This is a genomic window from Hydrogenophaga sp. H7 (genome assembly GCF_002025745.1).
GTDB classification, from domain to species: Bacteria; Pseudomonadota; Gammaproteobacteria; order Burkholderiales; family Burkholderiaceae_C; genus Hydrogenophaga; species Hydrogenophaga pseudoflava.
This window is the reverse complement of the sequence record NZ_MCIC01000018.1, coordinates 1-15,434: the sequence shown is the minus strand read 5'-3', so window position 1 is coordinate 15,434 and position 15,434 is coordinate 1. Positions and strand designations below refer to the sequence as shown.

The window sequence follows — 15,434 nt, the reverse complement described above, 5'->3', positions numbered from 1 at the left end:
CCTGTTCAGAGTCCCAGTTCGGCGCGCACCTGGGTGATGAGGTCCAGCGTCGCGCGCTGCGTCAGCGTGGCCGGGCGCTGCGAACTGGTGGCCAGGCTCACGCGGGTGCGCAGCCGCGGTTCGGTCGGTCGCATGCGGTAGGCCGAAGGCCGGATCGAAGAAATCACGGCCTGGCGCGAAAGCAGGGCCGCGCCCGCGCCATCGGCCACCAGGTCGAGGATGGCCGAGACGCCGTCGATCTCCAGCGCCACAGTGGGCCGCAGGCCGATGGCGGCCATCTCGGCCTCCACATGCATGCGCAGCGCGTTGGGCCGGCTCGGAATCACCAGCGGCAGCGCGGCCACTTCGGCCAGCGGCACGGGTGGTGGTGGCGGTTCTTCCGCCAGGCCAGGCGGGCGCGGCTGCACCAGCAGCAGCTCTTCCTCCATCAGCGGCGTGATCTCGATGTCGGGCGCCGGCGCGGCGTTGTAGAGCACGGCGATGTCCAGCCGGCCGGTGTGCAGCCATTCCTGCATGGTGGCCGACAGACCCTCGCTGATCGAGAGGCTGGCCTCGGGCAGCTGGGCCCGGAAGGCGCGCGTCAGAGGCACCGTCATCACGCGCGCCAGGCTGGGCGGCAGGCCGATGGCCACGCGCCCGGCCAGCGCACCGCGCACCCGGCCCAGCTCTTCGCGCGCGCGCTCCACCTGGTGCAGGATGCCGCGGCCGTGCTCCAGCAGCAGCTTGCCGGCGTCGGTGGGCGTGGCTCCGCGGCCGTTGCGGATCAGCAGGTTCTGACGGAGTTCGACCTCCAGCAGGCGCACCTGGCGAGAGAGGGCGGGCTGGGCCACGTCCAGCGCCAGTGCGGCCTTGGTGAAGCTGCCCAGCTCGGCGACGCGCACGAAATATTCGAGTTGTTTGAGGTCCATCTCTGATCCGGAATAACGCTGCTCAAGATATGCATTTTCGCTCTATCTGGTAGCGGGGCGCGGTGCTGGTTGACCATGGGCCGTCCGCCCAGAATGTCGGCTGAACCACAAGGAGACCCGCGCATGAGCCTGCAGAAGCCCCTCATCATCGATTGCCACGGCCACTACACCACGGCCCCCAAGGCGCTGGAGAACTGGCGCAACCAGCAGATCGCCGGCATCAAGGACCCGGCCGCGATGCCCAAGGTCAGTGACCTCAAGATCAGCGACGACGAGCTGCGCGAGTCCATCGAGACCAACCAGCTCAGGCTCATGAAGGAGCGCGGCTCGGACATCACCATCTTCAGCCCGCGCGCCAGCTTCATGGCGCACCACATCGGCGACTTCAACGTGTCGTCCACCTGGGCCGCGATCTGCAACGAGCTCTGCTACCGCGTCAGCCAGCTGTTCCCCGACCACTTCGTGCCGGCCGCCATGCTGCCGCAAAGCCCTGGCGTGGACCCCGCCACCTGCATCCCCGAGCTGGTCAAGTGCGTGGAGCAGTACGGCAACGTCGGCCTGAACCTCAACCCCGATCCCTCGGGCGGCCACTGGACCAGCCCGCCGCTGACCGACAAGTCCTGGTACCCCATCTACGAGAAGATGGTCGAGTACGACATCCCCGCGATGATCCACGTATCCACCTCCTGCAACGCCTGCTTCCACACGACGGGCGCGCACTACCTGAACGCCGACACCACGGCCTTCATGCAGCTGATCCAGGGCGACCTGTTCAAGGACTTCCCGACGCTGAAATTCATCGTCCCGCACGGCGGTGGCGCGGTGCCTTACCACTGGGGCCGTTTCCGTGGCCTGGCGCAGGAGATGAAGAAGCCCCTGCTCAAGGACCACCTGCTGAACAACGTGTTCTTCGACACCTGCGTCTACCACCAGCCGGGCATCGACCTGCTGACCAAGGTGATCCCTGTGGGCAACATCCTGTTCGCCTCCGAAATGATTGGCGCGGTGCGTGGCATCGACCCCGAGACCGGCAACTACTACGACGACACCAAGCGCTACGTGCAGGCCACCGGCAACCTGAGCGATGAGCAGCGCTACCAGGTCTACGAAGGCAACGCGCGCCGCGTGTTCCCGCGCCTGGACGCCCGCCTGAAGGCGCAAGGCAAGTAATCCATCACAGAACCCGAGGAGAAAAGAACATGTACGAACTGGGCGTTGTCTACCGCAACATCAACCGCGCCGACCGCGCAGCCGCCGACGGCCTGGCCGCGCTGGGCTCGGCCACGGTGCACGAAGCCATGGGCCGCGTCGGCCTGCTCAAGCCCTACATGCGGCCGATCCAGACCGGCGTGCAGGTCAGCGGCACGGCCGTGACCGTGCTGCTGCACCCCGGCGACAACTGGATGCTGCACGTGGCGGCCGAACAGATCCAGCCGGGCGACATCGTGGTCGCGGCCATCACGGCCGAGTGCACCGACGGCTACTTCGGCGACCTGCTGGCCACCAGCTTCCAGGCCCGTGGCGCCCGCGCGCTCGTCATCGACGCCGGCGTGCGCGACGTGAAGACGCTCAACGAGATGAACTTTCCGGTCTGGAGCAAGTGCATCTCCAGCAAGGGCTGCATCAAGGAAACCATCGGCTCGGTGAACATCCCCGTGGTCTGCGCCGGCATGCTGGTGACCCCGGGCGACGTGATCGTGGCCGACGACGACGGCGTGGTCTGCGTGCCCGCCGCCCGCGCGGTCGAAACCCTGGCCGCCGCGCAGAAGCGCGAGAGCTTCGAAGGCGAGAAGCGCGACAAGCTGGCCAGCGGTGTGCTGGGCCTGGACATGTACAAGATGCGCGAACCGCTGGCCGCCAAGGGCCTCAAATACATCGACTGAGGACACAGCATGAGCAAACCCACTTCCGGTGACTTCACGAAAACCGCCGGCTGGCTCGACTGGTACACCGGTCCGTCCAGGCCGACCTTCCAGCTGCCCGCGGGCGCGGTGGACGCGCACTGCCACGTGTTCGGCCCCGGCGCCGAGTTCCCCTACGCCCCCGAGCGCAAGTACACCCCCTGCGACGCCAGCAAGCACGAGCTGTACGCGCTGCGCGACCACCTGGGCTTTGCCCGCAACGTGATCGTGCAGGCCACCTGCCACGGCGCGGACAACCGCGCCATGGTGGACGCCTGCGTGTCCAGCGGCGGCAAGGCGCGTGGCGTGGCCACGGTCAAGCGTTCGGTGACGGACGAAGAACTGCAGCAGCTGCACGCCGCCGGCGTGCGCGGCGTGCGCTTCAACTTCGTCAAGCGCCTGGTGGACTTCACGCCCAAGGACGAGCTGATGGAGATTGCCGGTCGAATCGCCAAGCTCGGCTGGCACGTGGTCATCTACTTCGAGGCGGTGGACCTGCCCGAGCTGTGGGACTTCTTCACCGCGCTGCCGACCACGGTGGTGGTGGACCACATGGGGCGCCCGGACGTGTCGCTGCCGGTGGACGGCCCGCAGTTCGCGCTGTTCGAGAAATTCATGCGCGAGCACAGCAATGTGTGGAGCAAAGTCAGCTGCCCGGAGCGCCTGTCCGTCACCGGGCCGAAGGCGCTGAACGGCGAGCAGAATGCCTACCAGGATGTCATCCCGTTTGCCAGGCGCATCGTCGAGCAGTTCCCCGACCGCGTGCTCTGGGGCACCGACTGGCCGCACCCGAACCTGAAGGACCACATGCCCGACGACGGCCTGCTGGTGGACTTCATCCCGCACATCGCGCCGACCGCCGAACTGCAGCGCAAGCTGCTGGTGGACAACCCGATGCGCCTGTACTGGCCCGAAGAAGTCAAGTAAGAGGAGACATCCATGGCACTCGACAAACCCTACAAGGACGTGCCCGGCACGATCATCTTCGACGCCGAACAATCGCGCAAAGGCTACTGGCTCAACCAGTTCTGCATGAGCCTGATGAAGGCCGAGAACCGCGAGAAGTTCAAGGCCGACGAGCGCGCCTACCTCGATGAGTGGCCGATGACCGAAGAGCAGAAGCAGGCCGTGCTGGCGCGCGACCTCAACTGGTGCATGCGCACGGGCGGCAACATCTACTTCCTGGCCAAGATCGGTGCCACCGACGGCAAGAGCTTCCAGCAGATGGCGGGCTCCATGACCGGCATGACCGAAGAGGAATACCGCGCCATGATGCTGGCCGGCGGCCGCTCGGCAGAGGGCAACCGCTACCTCGGCGAGGACGGCGACGCACAACCCCACCGGCAACCCCAGGGTGCGGCCGGCAAGAACAAAGGAGCCTGAGCATGGCCAAGATCACCGCATCCATCTTCACCTCGCACGTGCCCGCCATCGGCGCGGCCATGGACCTGGGCAAGACCCAGGAGGACTACTGGAAGCCGCTGTTCGCGGGGTACGAGTATTCCAAGCAGTGGATGAAGGACAACAAGCCCGACGTCATCTTCCTCGTCTACAACGACCACGCCACGGCCTTCAGCCTGGAGATGATCCCCACCTTCGCCATCGGCACCGCGGCCGAGTTCCAGCCGGCCGACGAAGGCTGGGGCCCGCGCCCGGTGCCCAAGGTCATCGGCCACCCGGACCTGGCCTCGCACATCGCGCAGTCGGTCATCCAGCAGGACTTCGACCTCACCATCGTCAACAAGATGGACGTGGACCACGGCCTGACCGTGCCGCTGTCGCTGATGTGCGGCGAGCTCGACCCGAAGAAGGACGCCTGGCCCTGCCCGGTGATCCCGTTCGCGGTCAACGTGGTGCAGTACCCGGTGCCCTCGGGCAAGCGCTGCTTCATGCTGGGCCAGGCCATCCGCAAGGCGGTGGAGAGCTACGACGACAACCTGAACGTGCACATCTGGGGCACGGGCGGCATGAGCCACCAGCTGCAGGGCGCGCGCGCCGGCCTGATCAACCGCGAGTGGGACAACAACTGGCTCGATCTGATGATCAACGACCCGGTGGCCTGCGCCAACGTGCCGCACATCGACTACGTGCGCGAGGCCGGCAGCGAAGGCATCGAGCTGGTGATGTGGCTGATCGCCCGCGGCGCCATGTCCGATGTGGTCGACGGCAAGGTCGTCGGCCCGGCGCCCACTGTGAAGCACCGCTTCTACCATGTGCCCGCGTCCAACACGGCCGTCGGTCACGCGATTCTTGAGAATGCATAACCCGAGGAACACACCATGACCATCAAAGTCGCACTCGCCGGCGCCGGCGCATTCGGCATCAAGCACCTGGACGGCATCAAGAACATCGACGGTGTCGAAGTCGTGTCGCTGATCAGCCGCGACCTGGAGAAGACCAAGGCAGTCGCCGACCAGTACGGCATCAAGCACATCACCACCAGGCTCGAAGACAGCCTGGCACTCAAGGAAGTCGACGCCGTCATCCTCTGCACGCCCACGCAGATGCACGCCGAGCAGACCCTGGCCTGCCTGAAGGCCGGCAAGCACGTGCAGGTGGAAATTCCGCTGGCCGACAGCCTCAAGGGCGCCGAAGAGGTGGTGGCTCTGCAGAAGCAGACCGGGCTGGTGGCCATGTGCGGCCACACCCGCCGCTTCAACCCCAGCCACCAGTACGTGCACAACAAGATCCAGGCCGGCGAATTCAACATCCAGCAGATGGATGTGCAGACCTACTTCTTCCGCCGCACCAACATGAACGCCGCCGGCCAGCCGCGCAGCTGGACCGACCACCTGCTGTGGCACCACGCCGCCCACACCGTGGACCTGTTCGCCTACCAGTGCAACAGCCCCATCGTGCAGGCCAACGCCATCCAGGGTCCGATCCACCCGACCCTGGGCATCGCCATGGACATGAGCATCCAGCTCAAGGCCGCCAACGGCGCCATCTGCACGCTGAGCCTGAGCTTCAACAACGACGGCCCGCTGGGCACCTTCTTCCGCTACATCGGCGACACCGCGACCTACATCGCGCGCTACGACGACCTGTTCACCGGCAAGGAAGAGAAGATCGACGTGTCCCAGGTGGCCGTGTCCATGAACGGCATCGAGCTGCAGGACCGCGAGTTCTTCGCGGCGATCAAGGAAGGCCGCGAGCCCAACTCCAGCGTCGCCAAGGTGTTCAACTGCTACCAGGTGCTGCACCAGCTGGAACAACAGCTGAACGCGTGATCCTTGAGGGCGGGGGCGGCGATATCCTTCACGGATGAACTGGAAAACCCTCGCCTTCGCTGCCCTGATCGGTTTCGGTCTCTGGCAGCACCTGCAGAACCGGCCGGTGAGCACCGGCCCGGGTGTGGTCGCCGCCGCGGAGCCGCAGCAAGGCGACACCCGCTCGGACGCCTTTGCTTTCAAGGGCTACACCCTGCAGCCGCTGCAGGACTTCACGATCGAGGCCCGCGTGCTCGGCAGCGAGACCTACCGCAGCGACCGTGAGTCCGCGCTCTCGCCGGTCGACCTCGTGCTGGGCTGGGGGCCGATGTCGGACAGCGCGGTGCTCGACAAGGTGAAGATCAGCCAGTCCAGCCGCTTCTACTACTGGCGCGTCGACGAGTTCCCGATCCCGCGTCAGGAGATCGAGCAGTCCAGTGCCAACATGCACATGATTCCCGCCGACGGCACGATTGAGCGCCGCCTCAAGGACGTGCGCCCCGGTCAGGTGGTGCGCATCGATGGCTGGCTGGTCGAAGCACGCGGCAATGACGGCTGGCGCTGGCGCAGCTCGCTCACCCGCAACGACACCGGCGCCGGCGCCTGCGAAGTCATCTTCGTGCGCGACCTGCAGGTGCTCTGATTTCCTCTTTTTCGAAAGCCCACCCATGCAACAACGCCAACTCGGTTCTTTCAAGGTCTCGGCCATCGGCCTGGGCTGCATGAACATCTGCCACGCTTACGGCGCACCGGTCAACGAACAGCAGGCCGAACGCGTGCTGCTGGCTGCGCTGGACGCGGGTGTCACGCACTTCGACACCGCGGCGCTCTACGGCTTCGGCGCCAGCGAGACGCTGGTGGGCAAATACCTGTCCAAGCACCGCTCAAAGTTCACCCTGGCCAGCAAGTGCGGCATGCAGGGCGTACCCAACGAACAGGGCGTGAAGGTGCGCGTGATCGACGGTCGCCCCGAAACCATCAAGGCCACCTGCGAAGACGCGCTGCGCCGCCTGCAGACCGACGTGATCGACCTCTACTACCTGCACCGCTGGGACAAGAAGGTACCGATCGAAGACAGTGTGGGCGCGCTGGCCGACCTGGTGCGCGAGGGCAAGATCCGCTCCATCGGCCTCTCCGAAGTCTCTGCGCCGACGCTGCGCAAGGCGCACGCGGTGCACCCCATCGCGGCGCTGCAGACCGAGTATTCGCTGTGGTCGCGCAACCCCGAGATCGCGGTGCTCCAGGCCTGCCGCGAACTGGGCGTGAGCTTCGTCGCCTTCAGCCCGGTGGCGCGCGGCTTCCTGTGCGGCCCGATGGACGTGAACGCCTTCGACGCCAAGGACATCCGCCGCAGCATGCCGCGCTTCTCGCCCGAGAACTACGCGAAGAACCAGGCCCTGCTGCCGGCCTACAGCGCCATCGCAGCCGAGGCCGGCTGCACGCCGTCGCAGCTGGCGATTGCCTGGCTGCTGCAACAGGGTGACGACATCCTGCCCATCCCCGGCACCACGAGCGTGGACCACCTGATGGACGACATCGGCGCGGCTGATGTAACGCTGTCGGCCGACGTGATCGCTCGGCTGAACGCACTGATCAACCAGCACACCGTGCACGGCGACCGCTACAACGCACAGGCCAACAGCGAGGTGGATACGGAGACTTTCGCCTGAGTTGGTGGGTGAGCGGGCTCTCGGTGTGCACCCCTAGAATGCAACAAGAGGAAACAACGACACCACCCGCCCCATGACGCCCGAGGCCCGCGCCCGCCAGACCATCGACGCGCTTCTCACCGCAGCCGGCTGGCACGTCTGCGATGTGGCCAGCGCCAACCTGCGGGCCGCCACCGGCGTCGCCATCCGCGAATTCCCGCTCGACGCCGGTCACGGCTTCGCCGACTACCTGCTCTACGTCAACGGCAAGGCCTGCGGCGTCATCGAAGCCAAGAAAGAGGGCGCCACCCTCAGCGGAGTGGAAGTGCAAAGCGCCCGCTACGCCCAGGGCCTGCCGTCCAGCCTGCCCGCGTGGCGCCGGCCCTTGCCCTTCGTCTTCGAGTCCACCGGGGTGGAAACCCGCTTCACCAACGGGCTGGACCCACAGCCCCGTTCCCGCCCGGTGTTCGCCTTCTTCCGGCCCGAGCTGCTGGTGCAGTGGTTGACCTACCTGCCGCCGCCCACGGCCAGCAACACCGGCGACATCAACGAAGCGCCCACCTTCCTGCGTCGCATGCAAAGCCGCCCCCCGCTGGTCACCGAATGGGGGCAGGGTGGCGCCCACTTCAAGCTCTGGCCGGCGCAGATCCAGGCCATCACCCACCTGGAAGCCAGCCTGGCCGCCAACAAACCGCGCGCCCTCATCCAGATGGCCACCGGCAGCGGCAAGACCTTCACCGCCATCAGCGCCATCTACCGGCTCATCAAGTTCGGCGGGGCGCGGCGCGTGCTGTTTCTGGTCGACCGCGGCAACCTCGCCCGCCAGACCAAGAAAGAGTTTGACGCCTGGGCCAGTCCGCACAACGCCTACAAGTTTGGCGAAGAGTTCATCGTCCAGCACCTGCAGGGCAACCAGCTCGACAAGAACGCCCGCGTGGTCATCTGCACCATCCAGCGCATGTTCAGCATGCTCAAGGGCAAAGACCTGCCCGACGAGGCCGACGAAGAAAGCACCGAAGGCGCCGAAGCCCTGTTCAAAGACCCCGAACCCATTGGCTACAACCCGGCCATTCCCATCGAAAGCTTCGACATCGTCGTCACCGACGAAGCCCACCGCAGCATCTACAACCTGTGGCGCCAGGTGCTGGAGTACTTTGACGCCTACCTCATTGGCCTCACCGCCACGCCCAACAAACAGACCTTCGGCTTCTTCAACCAGAACCTGGTCATGGAATACGGCCACGCCCAGGCCGTGGCCGACGGCGTCAACGTCAACTACGACGTTTACCGCATCCAAACGGAAGTGACCGAGCAGGGCGCCAAGGTGGACAAAGGCTACTGGCTCGAAGCGCAAGACAAAGCCACCCGCCGCAAGACCGCCTGGCAGCTCGACGACGACTTTGAATACCGCCCCGAAGAGCTGGACCGCGCCGTGCAGACGCCCGACCAGATCCGCACCGTCGTCCGCACCCTGAAGGGCCGCTGGCAGGCCGAGCTCTTCCCCCTGCGCAGCGAGCTGCCCAAGACCCTGGTCTTTGCCAAGGACGACAACCACGCGGAAAAGATCGTCGAAATCCTGCGCGAGGAATTCGGCCGCGGCAACGAATTCGCCCAGAAGATCACCTACCGCACCACGGGCGCCAACCCCGAACAGCTCATCAAGGACTTCCGCACCAGCTACTACCCGCGCGTGGCCGTCACGGTGGACATGATCGCCACCGGCACCGACATCAAGCCGGTGGAAATCGTCATGTTCATGCGTAGCGTAAAAAGCCGCAGCTTCTTTGAACAGATGAAAGGCCGCGGCGTGCGCGTGTGCAAAGACGATGACCTGCGCAGCGTCAACCCCGGCGACCACGTGCGCAAAGACCACTTCGTCATCGTCGACTGCGTGGGCGTGTGTGAACGCGACAAGACCGACAGCCGCCCCATGGACAGCCGCAAGGCCGTGCCGCTGGACAAGCTGCTGCAGGCCGTGGCCCTGGGCAATGTGGAGGACGAGGTCATCAGCAGCGTGGCCGTGCGCCTGACCCGGCTGGACCGCGACGTGAGCGACGCCGACCAGACCAAGGTGATGGAGGCCAGCGGCGGCCACAGCCTGCGCGACATCGCCCGCGGCCTGGTGCAGGCGCTGGAAACCGCGCGCGACGAAGACACCCCGCCCCAGCAGGCCGAAGCCGCGCTGCAACACGCCACCGAACCCCTGGCCAACCCCGCGCTGCGCGAACTCATCCTCAAGCTCAAGCAGAAGGCCGACCTCGTCATCGACACCGTCACGAGAGACGAATTGATCGGCGCCGGCTTTGCCGAGACCAGCGACCGCGCCCAGCAACTGGTGCAGAGCTTTGAAGCCTTCATCCAGCAGCACAAAGACGAAATCACCGCGCTGCAAATCCTCTACAACCGCCCGGTGCGCGCGCCCTTGCGGTTTGAAGACATCAAGGCCCTGGCCGACGTGCTGCACGCCCCGCCGCACCTCATTGACGAAAGCGCCCTCTGGCAGGCCTACGCCGCGCTGCAGAAAGGCAAGGTCAAAGGCAGCGGCCAGAAACGGCTGCTGACGGACATCGTCAGCCTGGTGCGCTTTGCCATGCAGCAAGACAACGAACTCGTCCCGTACCCCGAACGGGTACAGGCCAACTTCAAGGCCTGGCTGGCGCAGCACGGCCAGTCCTTTAGCCCCGAACAACAACACTGGCTGGAAATGATCCGCGACCACATCGCCGCCAACCTCGGCATTGAACTGGAAGACTTCGACTACGCCCCCTTCAGCCAGCAAGGCGGCCTGGGCCGCGTGCACCAGCTGTTTGGCGAACAACTGCCGCAGGTGATGGATGAGCTGAACCGGGAGTTGGTGGCGTGATGCGGGAAGCGCGCTTGGGCGACGCGGTCGCCTCGATGAAGAACGGCATTTACAAACCCGCATCCGAGTACGCAGATGACGGAGTCCCCTGCCTCCGCATGTACAACATTGAGGCAGGCTCTATCGTCTGGCGCGACATCAAACGCATGAAGGTCACGCCGACCGAACAGGCCGACTATGGGTTGCTGGAGGGTGATCTGCTTGTCAACCGCGTCAACAGTCGCGAACTTGTCGGTAAGGCGGCTGTCATCCCTGCAGGCATGGAACCCAGCGTGTTCGAGAGCAAGAACATCCGTGTCCGCCTCGATGCTGAAAAGGCTTTGCCCAAGTTCATCAGCTACCAGCTGTTCGCGCGTGGGAGCAGGCACTTTGCAAACAACGCGCAGCAGGTGGTGGGCATGGCGTCTATCAGCCAGGGCCAGTTGGCGGACTTCCCAATCGTTCTGACGGACCTGGACGAACAGCGCCGCATCGTCGCCGAGATCGACAAACAGTTCTCCCGCCTCGACGAAGCCGTCGCCAACCTCCAGCGCGTCAAGGCCAACCTCAAACGCTACAAAGCCGCCGTCCTCAAAGCCGCCGTCGAAGGCCGCCTCGTCGAAACCGAAGCCAGCATCGCCCGCCGCGAAGGGCGCGGCTACGAGACCGGCGAACAGTTGTTGCACCGTGTGTTGGTGGATCGCAAAACGAACTGGTCTGGCAAAGGCAAGTATGTGAAACCAGCTATGCCTGACCTCGGGTCATTGCCGGCACTGCCCGACGGCTGGATCTGGGCGACGGCGGAAGCGGTGTGTGATCCCGTGGTGGATTGCCACAACAAAACAGCGCCCTATGTGAACAGCGGCATCCCGCTCATTCGGACAACCAACATCCGAGACGGCCAGCTGCTGATGGACGGGATGCGCTTTGTGGACCAACCCACCTATGACTTCTGGTCCAGACGCTGCCCTCCCGCTCCGGGCGATGTGCTGTTCACCCGAGAGGCTCCCATGGGCGAGGCCTGCATCGTGCCAGCAGGGATGACTGTTTGCCTGGGGCAGCGCACCATGCTGATGCGGCCTTCGCCAGCCATCACGGCCAGCTTCCTGTTGGCTGCATTGATGTCACCGGTCATTGGCCATCTGATCGACCGCGTCGCGGTTGGCAGTGGCGTGAAGCATCTGCGTGTCGGCGACGTTGAGCGGTTGCCGATTCCGCTGCCGCCCAAGGCAGAACAGCTGCGAATCGTCACTGAGTTGGATCGGCTGCTCTCAGTACAACAGACTGTGGAAGCAGAGGTGGATGCCAACCTACGCCGGGCAGCTACGCTGAGGGCTGCTGTCCTCTCAAGATCATTTCAATCGACCCACTGACTGCGGGAACAACCGATGTCTTCACCCGTTGGCGGCTACCTGATTGCGTTCGACGAAGAGCAGCGAAACACCTTCTTGTCGGAGATTCGAGGGCTTGAGGACGGATTCACCGATGCCCTGAGTCGCAGCGATTGGCCTGTCCGGCAATGGGAGGTCTGTGGGTTGATGTTCACGCCGGGAGTCGTTACCCATTGGGCGCTTGCACGGCGGGGTGACAAGGTCGTCACAGGGAAGGTCCGAGTCGAGTTTGTCGAGGTCGTCGAAACGTCGATTCGGCTGGAGCACATTCAGGCTGGACTTGAGAATCCTGGTCAGGTGAAGGTGATCCGTTCTAGGTCGGGTTCAGGTGGTGCGATTGGGGCGCCTGCGTGGGCGGCGATGAAGGCCGTGATTGGGCGTATTGACCCAAGCTCTTTGGCTGCGCTTGAACGCCTTGAGCGGCTAAAGGTCCAAAGCCGTGAGCACATTCAGCGACCAGGCGCCTCGGTTGTTGCGTTGGAGCGAGACGCCTTGGGTATTGCCTTGGACACCTTTGACTCGACAGGGAAGCTCCGGCCGCGAACATTGAAAGGGTGGGTTGCGCCGGAGGGTGACAAGCTGACATCGTTCTTGGACGGGTTGGATGGTGTGCGGACGATTGAGGATCAGCTTATTGCGCATGACGCAGCGACGTTTCCAGATGCGGACGGTACGCGGTTCACAGCGATAGGTGCTGTCTTTCGTGTCGGCAATCGTTCCCTTGAGGTCTTCAACTTCAACCGGACTCGGGTCGAACACGCTACGGGCGCCGATTTGCTCTATTTCAACCAGAGGCACAACGCATGGACGCTGGTTCAGTACAAGTCCATGGAAAGAAATGAAAGCTCTCGGGAGAAAGAGGCCATCTATCGACCCGATGACACATTCGACAAAGAAATTGGGGAGATGAACGGATTCCGCGAAGAGACACCCGACGCGTGGGCGCCGACTGACGGGATCGACGGCTACCGGCTCAGTGGAGACGGGTTCTACTTCAAGTTCTGCTCCCGCGTTCAGCTGGAGGTTCTGTCAGAAGCGTTAATGCCGGGGATGTACCTGCCCCGCGAGTATCTGATCGCGTTGCTTGACGACCATGAGGCGCGGGGCAAGCGGGGCGGGCGCCTTGTGTCGTTCAAGAACACCGGGCGGCACATCACAAATTCGCTTTTCTCGGACTTGTTGCGAGATGGCTGGATCGGGACGCGGGGAGTCTCGTCTGAGAAGGTCGCGGAGATCGTTCGCAGGTCTGTGGAGTCCGATCGTTCTGTGACGCTGGCGAGGGCAAGGCCCGAGAGCGATGCACCCAATCCGACACAAACTCTTTCGGAAATTGGCGTTCACTTGTGAAGGTCTAGCTCATGGATTTGCCCTTGTGTCTATTCGTATCTTCGTGTCCGACGGCTACCGAGCTGGCCTGTGCATCGTCGAGAAGTCCAACTGGAGCGGCAAGGCGCGGTTGTTCCAGCGCTGATGCAGGAACTCTCCGCATGCAGCAATGAATTCATCAACCTAACAAGCATATTTACCGATGGCAGGCTCTACATTTCAAACCAATCCGTTCGATCTCTACAAGCTCTTGGACGACTGTCATCGCGGCAACATCCAGCTCCCTGACTTCCAGCGCAGCTGGGTGTGGGATGAAGATCGGATCAAGAGCCTGATCGCTTCGGTTTCCCGAGCTTTTCCCGTCGGGGCCTTGATGACGTTGGACACCGGAGGGGAGGTGAACTTTAAACCTCGACCTGTGGAAGGTGCTCCAGCAGAGGCAAAGAGCAATCGGCCGCAGTCATTGCTGCTGGACGGTCAGCAGCGGATGACTTCGCTGTACCAGGTCACTTTGCGCGGCAAGGTGGTGGAGACGGTGACGCCGAAAAAGAAGAAGGTCAAGCGCTGGTTCTATATCGACATCAACAAGGCGCTTGATCCTTCGCTGGATCGAGAAGAGGCCATCGTCGGAGTGCCAGAGGACCGCATCGTCCGAGGTGAGTTTGGGCGTGAGGGAGGGCCTGACCTGTCCGCCGCAGAGCGAGAGTACGAGCTGATGATGTATCCCGTGACACAGGTGTTTGACTGGGATAAGTGGCAGGACGGATTCGACAAGCACTGGAAGGGCGACGAGAACGAGCAGCGCCGTGAACTGTTCAGGCAGTTCAAGCGTGAAGTACTCGAGAACTTCAAGTACTACCGGGTGCCGGTTATTGCACTCGACCGGAACACGTCGAAGGAAGCTGTTTGCGTGGTTTTCGAGAAAGTGAACACGGGGGGCAAGCCCTTGGACGCTTTCGAGCTGGTGACAGCCATGTACGCGGCCGAGGGGCACGAGCTGCGAAAGGACTGGTACGGGGATTGAAGTCCCCTTGAAAACCTGAACCACCCGGAAGTAGAGAATTCCCCAAGACGGAGTCTCTACATGAAGAAATCCAGATTCAGCGAAGCGCAGATAGTCGGCATCCTCAAGGAGGTCGAGATGGGTGCCAAGGTCGGCGAGACGTGCAGGAAGCACGGCGTGAGCGAGCCGACCTACTACAAGTGGAAGAGTCAGTTCTCTGGCATGACGGTCTCGCACCTGGCGCAGCTTCGGCAACTGCAGGACGAGAACGCCAAGCTCAAACGCATGTATGCCGACCTGGCGCTCATGCACCACGCGCTCAAGGACGTTGTCGACCGAAAGCTCTGACCCCGGAGCGTCGCGAGATGGTCGTTCAAGCCCTCATGGCCGAGCACGGCATGAGCGAGCGCCGAGCCTGCCAGGCCAGCGGCATTGCCCGCTCCACACTGCGCTACCGACCCATTGCGCGCGACGACTCCGGGGTCATCACCTTCATCCAGATGCACATGGCGCTCAACCCGCGCCACGGCTTTGGCCTGCTTTACGACAGTGCCCGCCACCAAGGCAAGCCCTGGGGCAAGACGGTGCTTTGGCGCGTGTACTGCGAGCTGCGGCTGAACCTGCCACGGCGCGGCAAGAAGCGTTTGCCGGCGCGCATCAAGCAACCGCTGGAGGCTGCTGGCCAACCCAATCAGGGTTGGAGCTGCGACTTCATGGCCGATGCACTGTGGTCCGGCAGGCGATTCAGGACCTTCAACGTCATCGATGAGTTCAACCGCGAGGGCCTGCGTATCGAGGTCGACACCAGCCTGCCGGCAGCCCGTGTCATACGTGCCTTGAATGAGCTGGTGGAAGTGCGCGGAGCGCCGCTGTCGATTCGCCTGGACAACGGCCCGGAGTTCATCGCTCACGCTCTGTCCGAATGGGCGAAATCCAAGGGCATCGCGCTCAATCACATCCAGCCAGGAAAGCCCACGCAAAACGCCTATGTCGAACGATTCAACAAGACCTACCGAACCGAGGTGCTGGACTGCTATGTCTTCGAGTCATTGCAGGAGGTGCGTGATATGACGGCCGACTGGCTGCACCGCTACAACCACCAGCGCCCCCATGAATCTCTCGGCCGAATCCCACCGGTCGAGTACCGTGTCAAACTGTTCCCCAACCTCTACTTCTGACTGGCTCAGGAATTCGAGGGGACTTCA

At 63.7% G+C, this 15,434-nt stretch carries 14 protein-coding genes; 13 read left to right on the top strand and 1 reads right to left on the bottom strand.

Translation table 11 applies throughout. The annotated features are described in order from the left end of the window. Nucleotides 1–5 precede the first annotated feature (5 nt). Entirely contained in the window at nucleotides 6–908 is a 903-nt protein-coding gene (locus tag BC358_RS17740) for a LysR substrate-binding domain-containing protein (protein ID WP_066150360.1), read from the bottom strand. Between the two features lie 123 nt (nucleotides 909–1,031). Here BC358_RS17740 and BC358_RS17735 point away from each other — a divergent pair, with 123 nt between their 5' ends. From BC358_RS17735 to BC358_RS17675, 13 genes are all read left to right on the top strand, one after another. Continuing rightward, nucleotides 1,032–2,078: an amidohydrolase family protein gene (locus BC358_RS17735; protein WP_079366863.1), complete on the top strand. Its 1,047-nt coding sequence runs from the start codon at nucleotides 1,032–1,034 to the stop codon at nucleotides 2,076–2,078. 29 nt (nucleotides 2,079–2,107) lie between these two features. Further along, complete coding sequence (gene ligK / locus BC358_RS17730; RefSeq protein WP_079366862.1) at nucleotides 2,108–2,791, top strand: 4-carboxy-4-hydroxy-2-oxoadipate aldolase/oxaloacetate decarboxylase; 684 nt, start codon at nucleotides 2,108–2,110, stop codon at nucleotides 2,789–2,791. 9 nt (nucleotides 2,792–2,800) lie between these two features. Continuing rightward, nucleotides 2,801–3,736: an amidohydrolase family protein gene (locus tag BC358_RS17725; protein WP_079366861.1), complete on the top strand. Its 936-nt coding sequence runs from the start codon at nucleotides 2,801–2,803 to the stop codon at nucleotides 3,734–3,736. A gap of 12 nt (nucleotides 3,737–3,748) precedes the next feature. Continuing rightward, complete coding sequence (gene ligA / locus BC358_RS17720; RefSeq protein ID WP_079366860.1) at nucleotides 3,749–4,192, top strand: protocatechuate 4,5-dioxygenase subunit alpha; 444 nt, start codon at nucleotides 3,749–3,751, stop codon at nucleotides 4,190–4,192. Between the two features lie 2 nt (nucleotides 4,193–4,194). Further along, nucleotides 4,195–5,073, top strand: a complete 879-nt coding sequence (locus BC358_RS17715) for a class III extradiol dioxygenase subunit beta (protein ID WP_079366859.1) — start codon at nucleotides 4,195–4,197, stop codon at nucleotides 5,071–5,073. Between the two features lie 15 nt (nucleotides 5,074–5,088). Further along, on the top strand, nucleotides 5,089–6,039 hold the full coding sequence (locus BC358_RS17710; protein ID WP_079366858.1) for a Gfo/Idh/MocA family oxidoreductase: 951 nt from the start codon (nucleotides 5,089–5,091) through the stop codon (nucleotides 6,037–6,039). Between the two features lie 34 nt (nucleotides 6,040–6,073). Next, a complete protein-coding gene (locus tag BC358_RS17705; protein ID WP_079366857.1) occupies nucleotides 6,074–6,661 on the top strand; it encodes a hypothetical protein in 588 nt (195 codons plus the stop codon). A gap of 25 nt (nucleotides 6,662–6,686) precedes the next feature. Next, nucleotides 6,687–7,688, top strand: a complete 1,002-nt coding sequence (locus BC358_RS17700; protein ID WP_079366856.1) for an aldo/keto reductase — start codon at nucleotides 6,687–6,689, stop codon at nucleotides 7,686–7,688. A 73-nt stretch (nucleotides 7,689–7,761) separates the two neighbouring features. Continuing rightward, nucleotides 7,762–10,530: a type I restriction-modification enzyme R subunit C-terminal domain-containing protein gene (locus BC358_RS17695; RefSeq protein ID WP_079366855.1), complete on the top strand. Its 2,769-nt coding sequence runs from the start codon at nucleotides 7,762–7,764 to the stop codon at nucleotides 10,528–10,530. Between the two features lie 98 nt (nucleotides 10,531–10,628). After that, nucleotides 10,629–11,882 carry a restriction endonuclease subunit S gene (locus tag BC358_RS17690; RefSeq protein ID WP_143434357.1) on the top strand — a complete coding sequence of 418 codons (1,254 nt, stop codon included), beginning with the start codon at nucleotides 10,629–10,631 and terminating at the stop codon, nucleotides 11,880–11,882. Nucleotides 11,883–11,897: 15 nt separating this feature from the next. Further along, entirely contained in the window at nucleotides 11,898–13,247 is a 1,350-nt protein-coding gene (locus BC358_RS17685; protein ID WP_079366853.1) for a hypothetical protein, read from the top strand. Nucleotides 13,248–13,428: 181 nt separating this feature from the next. Continuing rightward, nucleotides 13,429–14,250, top strand: coding sequence for a DUF262 domain-containing protein (locus tag BC358_RS17680; protein WP_218669503.1), 822 nt, complete (start codon nucleotides 13,429–13,431; stop codon nucleotides 14,248–14,250). 60 nt (nucleotides 14,251–14,310) lie between these two features. Then, nucleotides 14,311–15,407, top strand: a protein-coding gene (locus BC358_RS17675) for an IS3 family transposase (RefSeq protein WP_256861428.1) whose coding sequence is annotated in 2 segments (ribosomal slippage) — nucleotides 14,311–14,563 and nucleotides 14,563–15,407 — 1,098 coding nt in all. Because the reading frame shifts where the segments join, the coding sequence is not laid out codon by codon here. The last annotated feature ends 27 nt before the right edge of the window (nucleotides 15,408–15,434 follow it).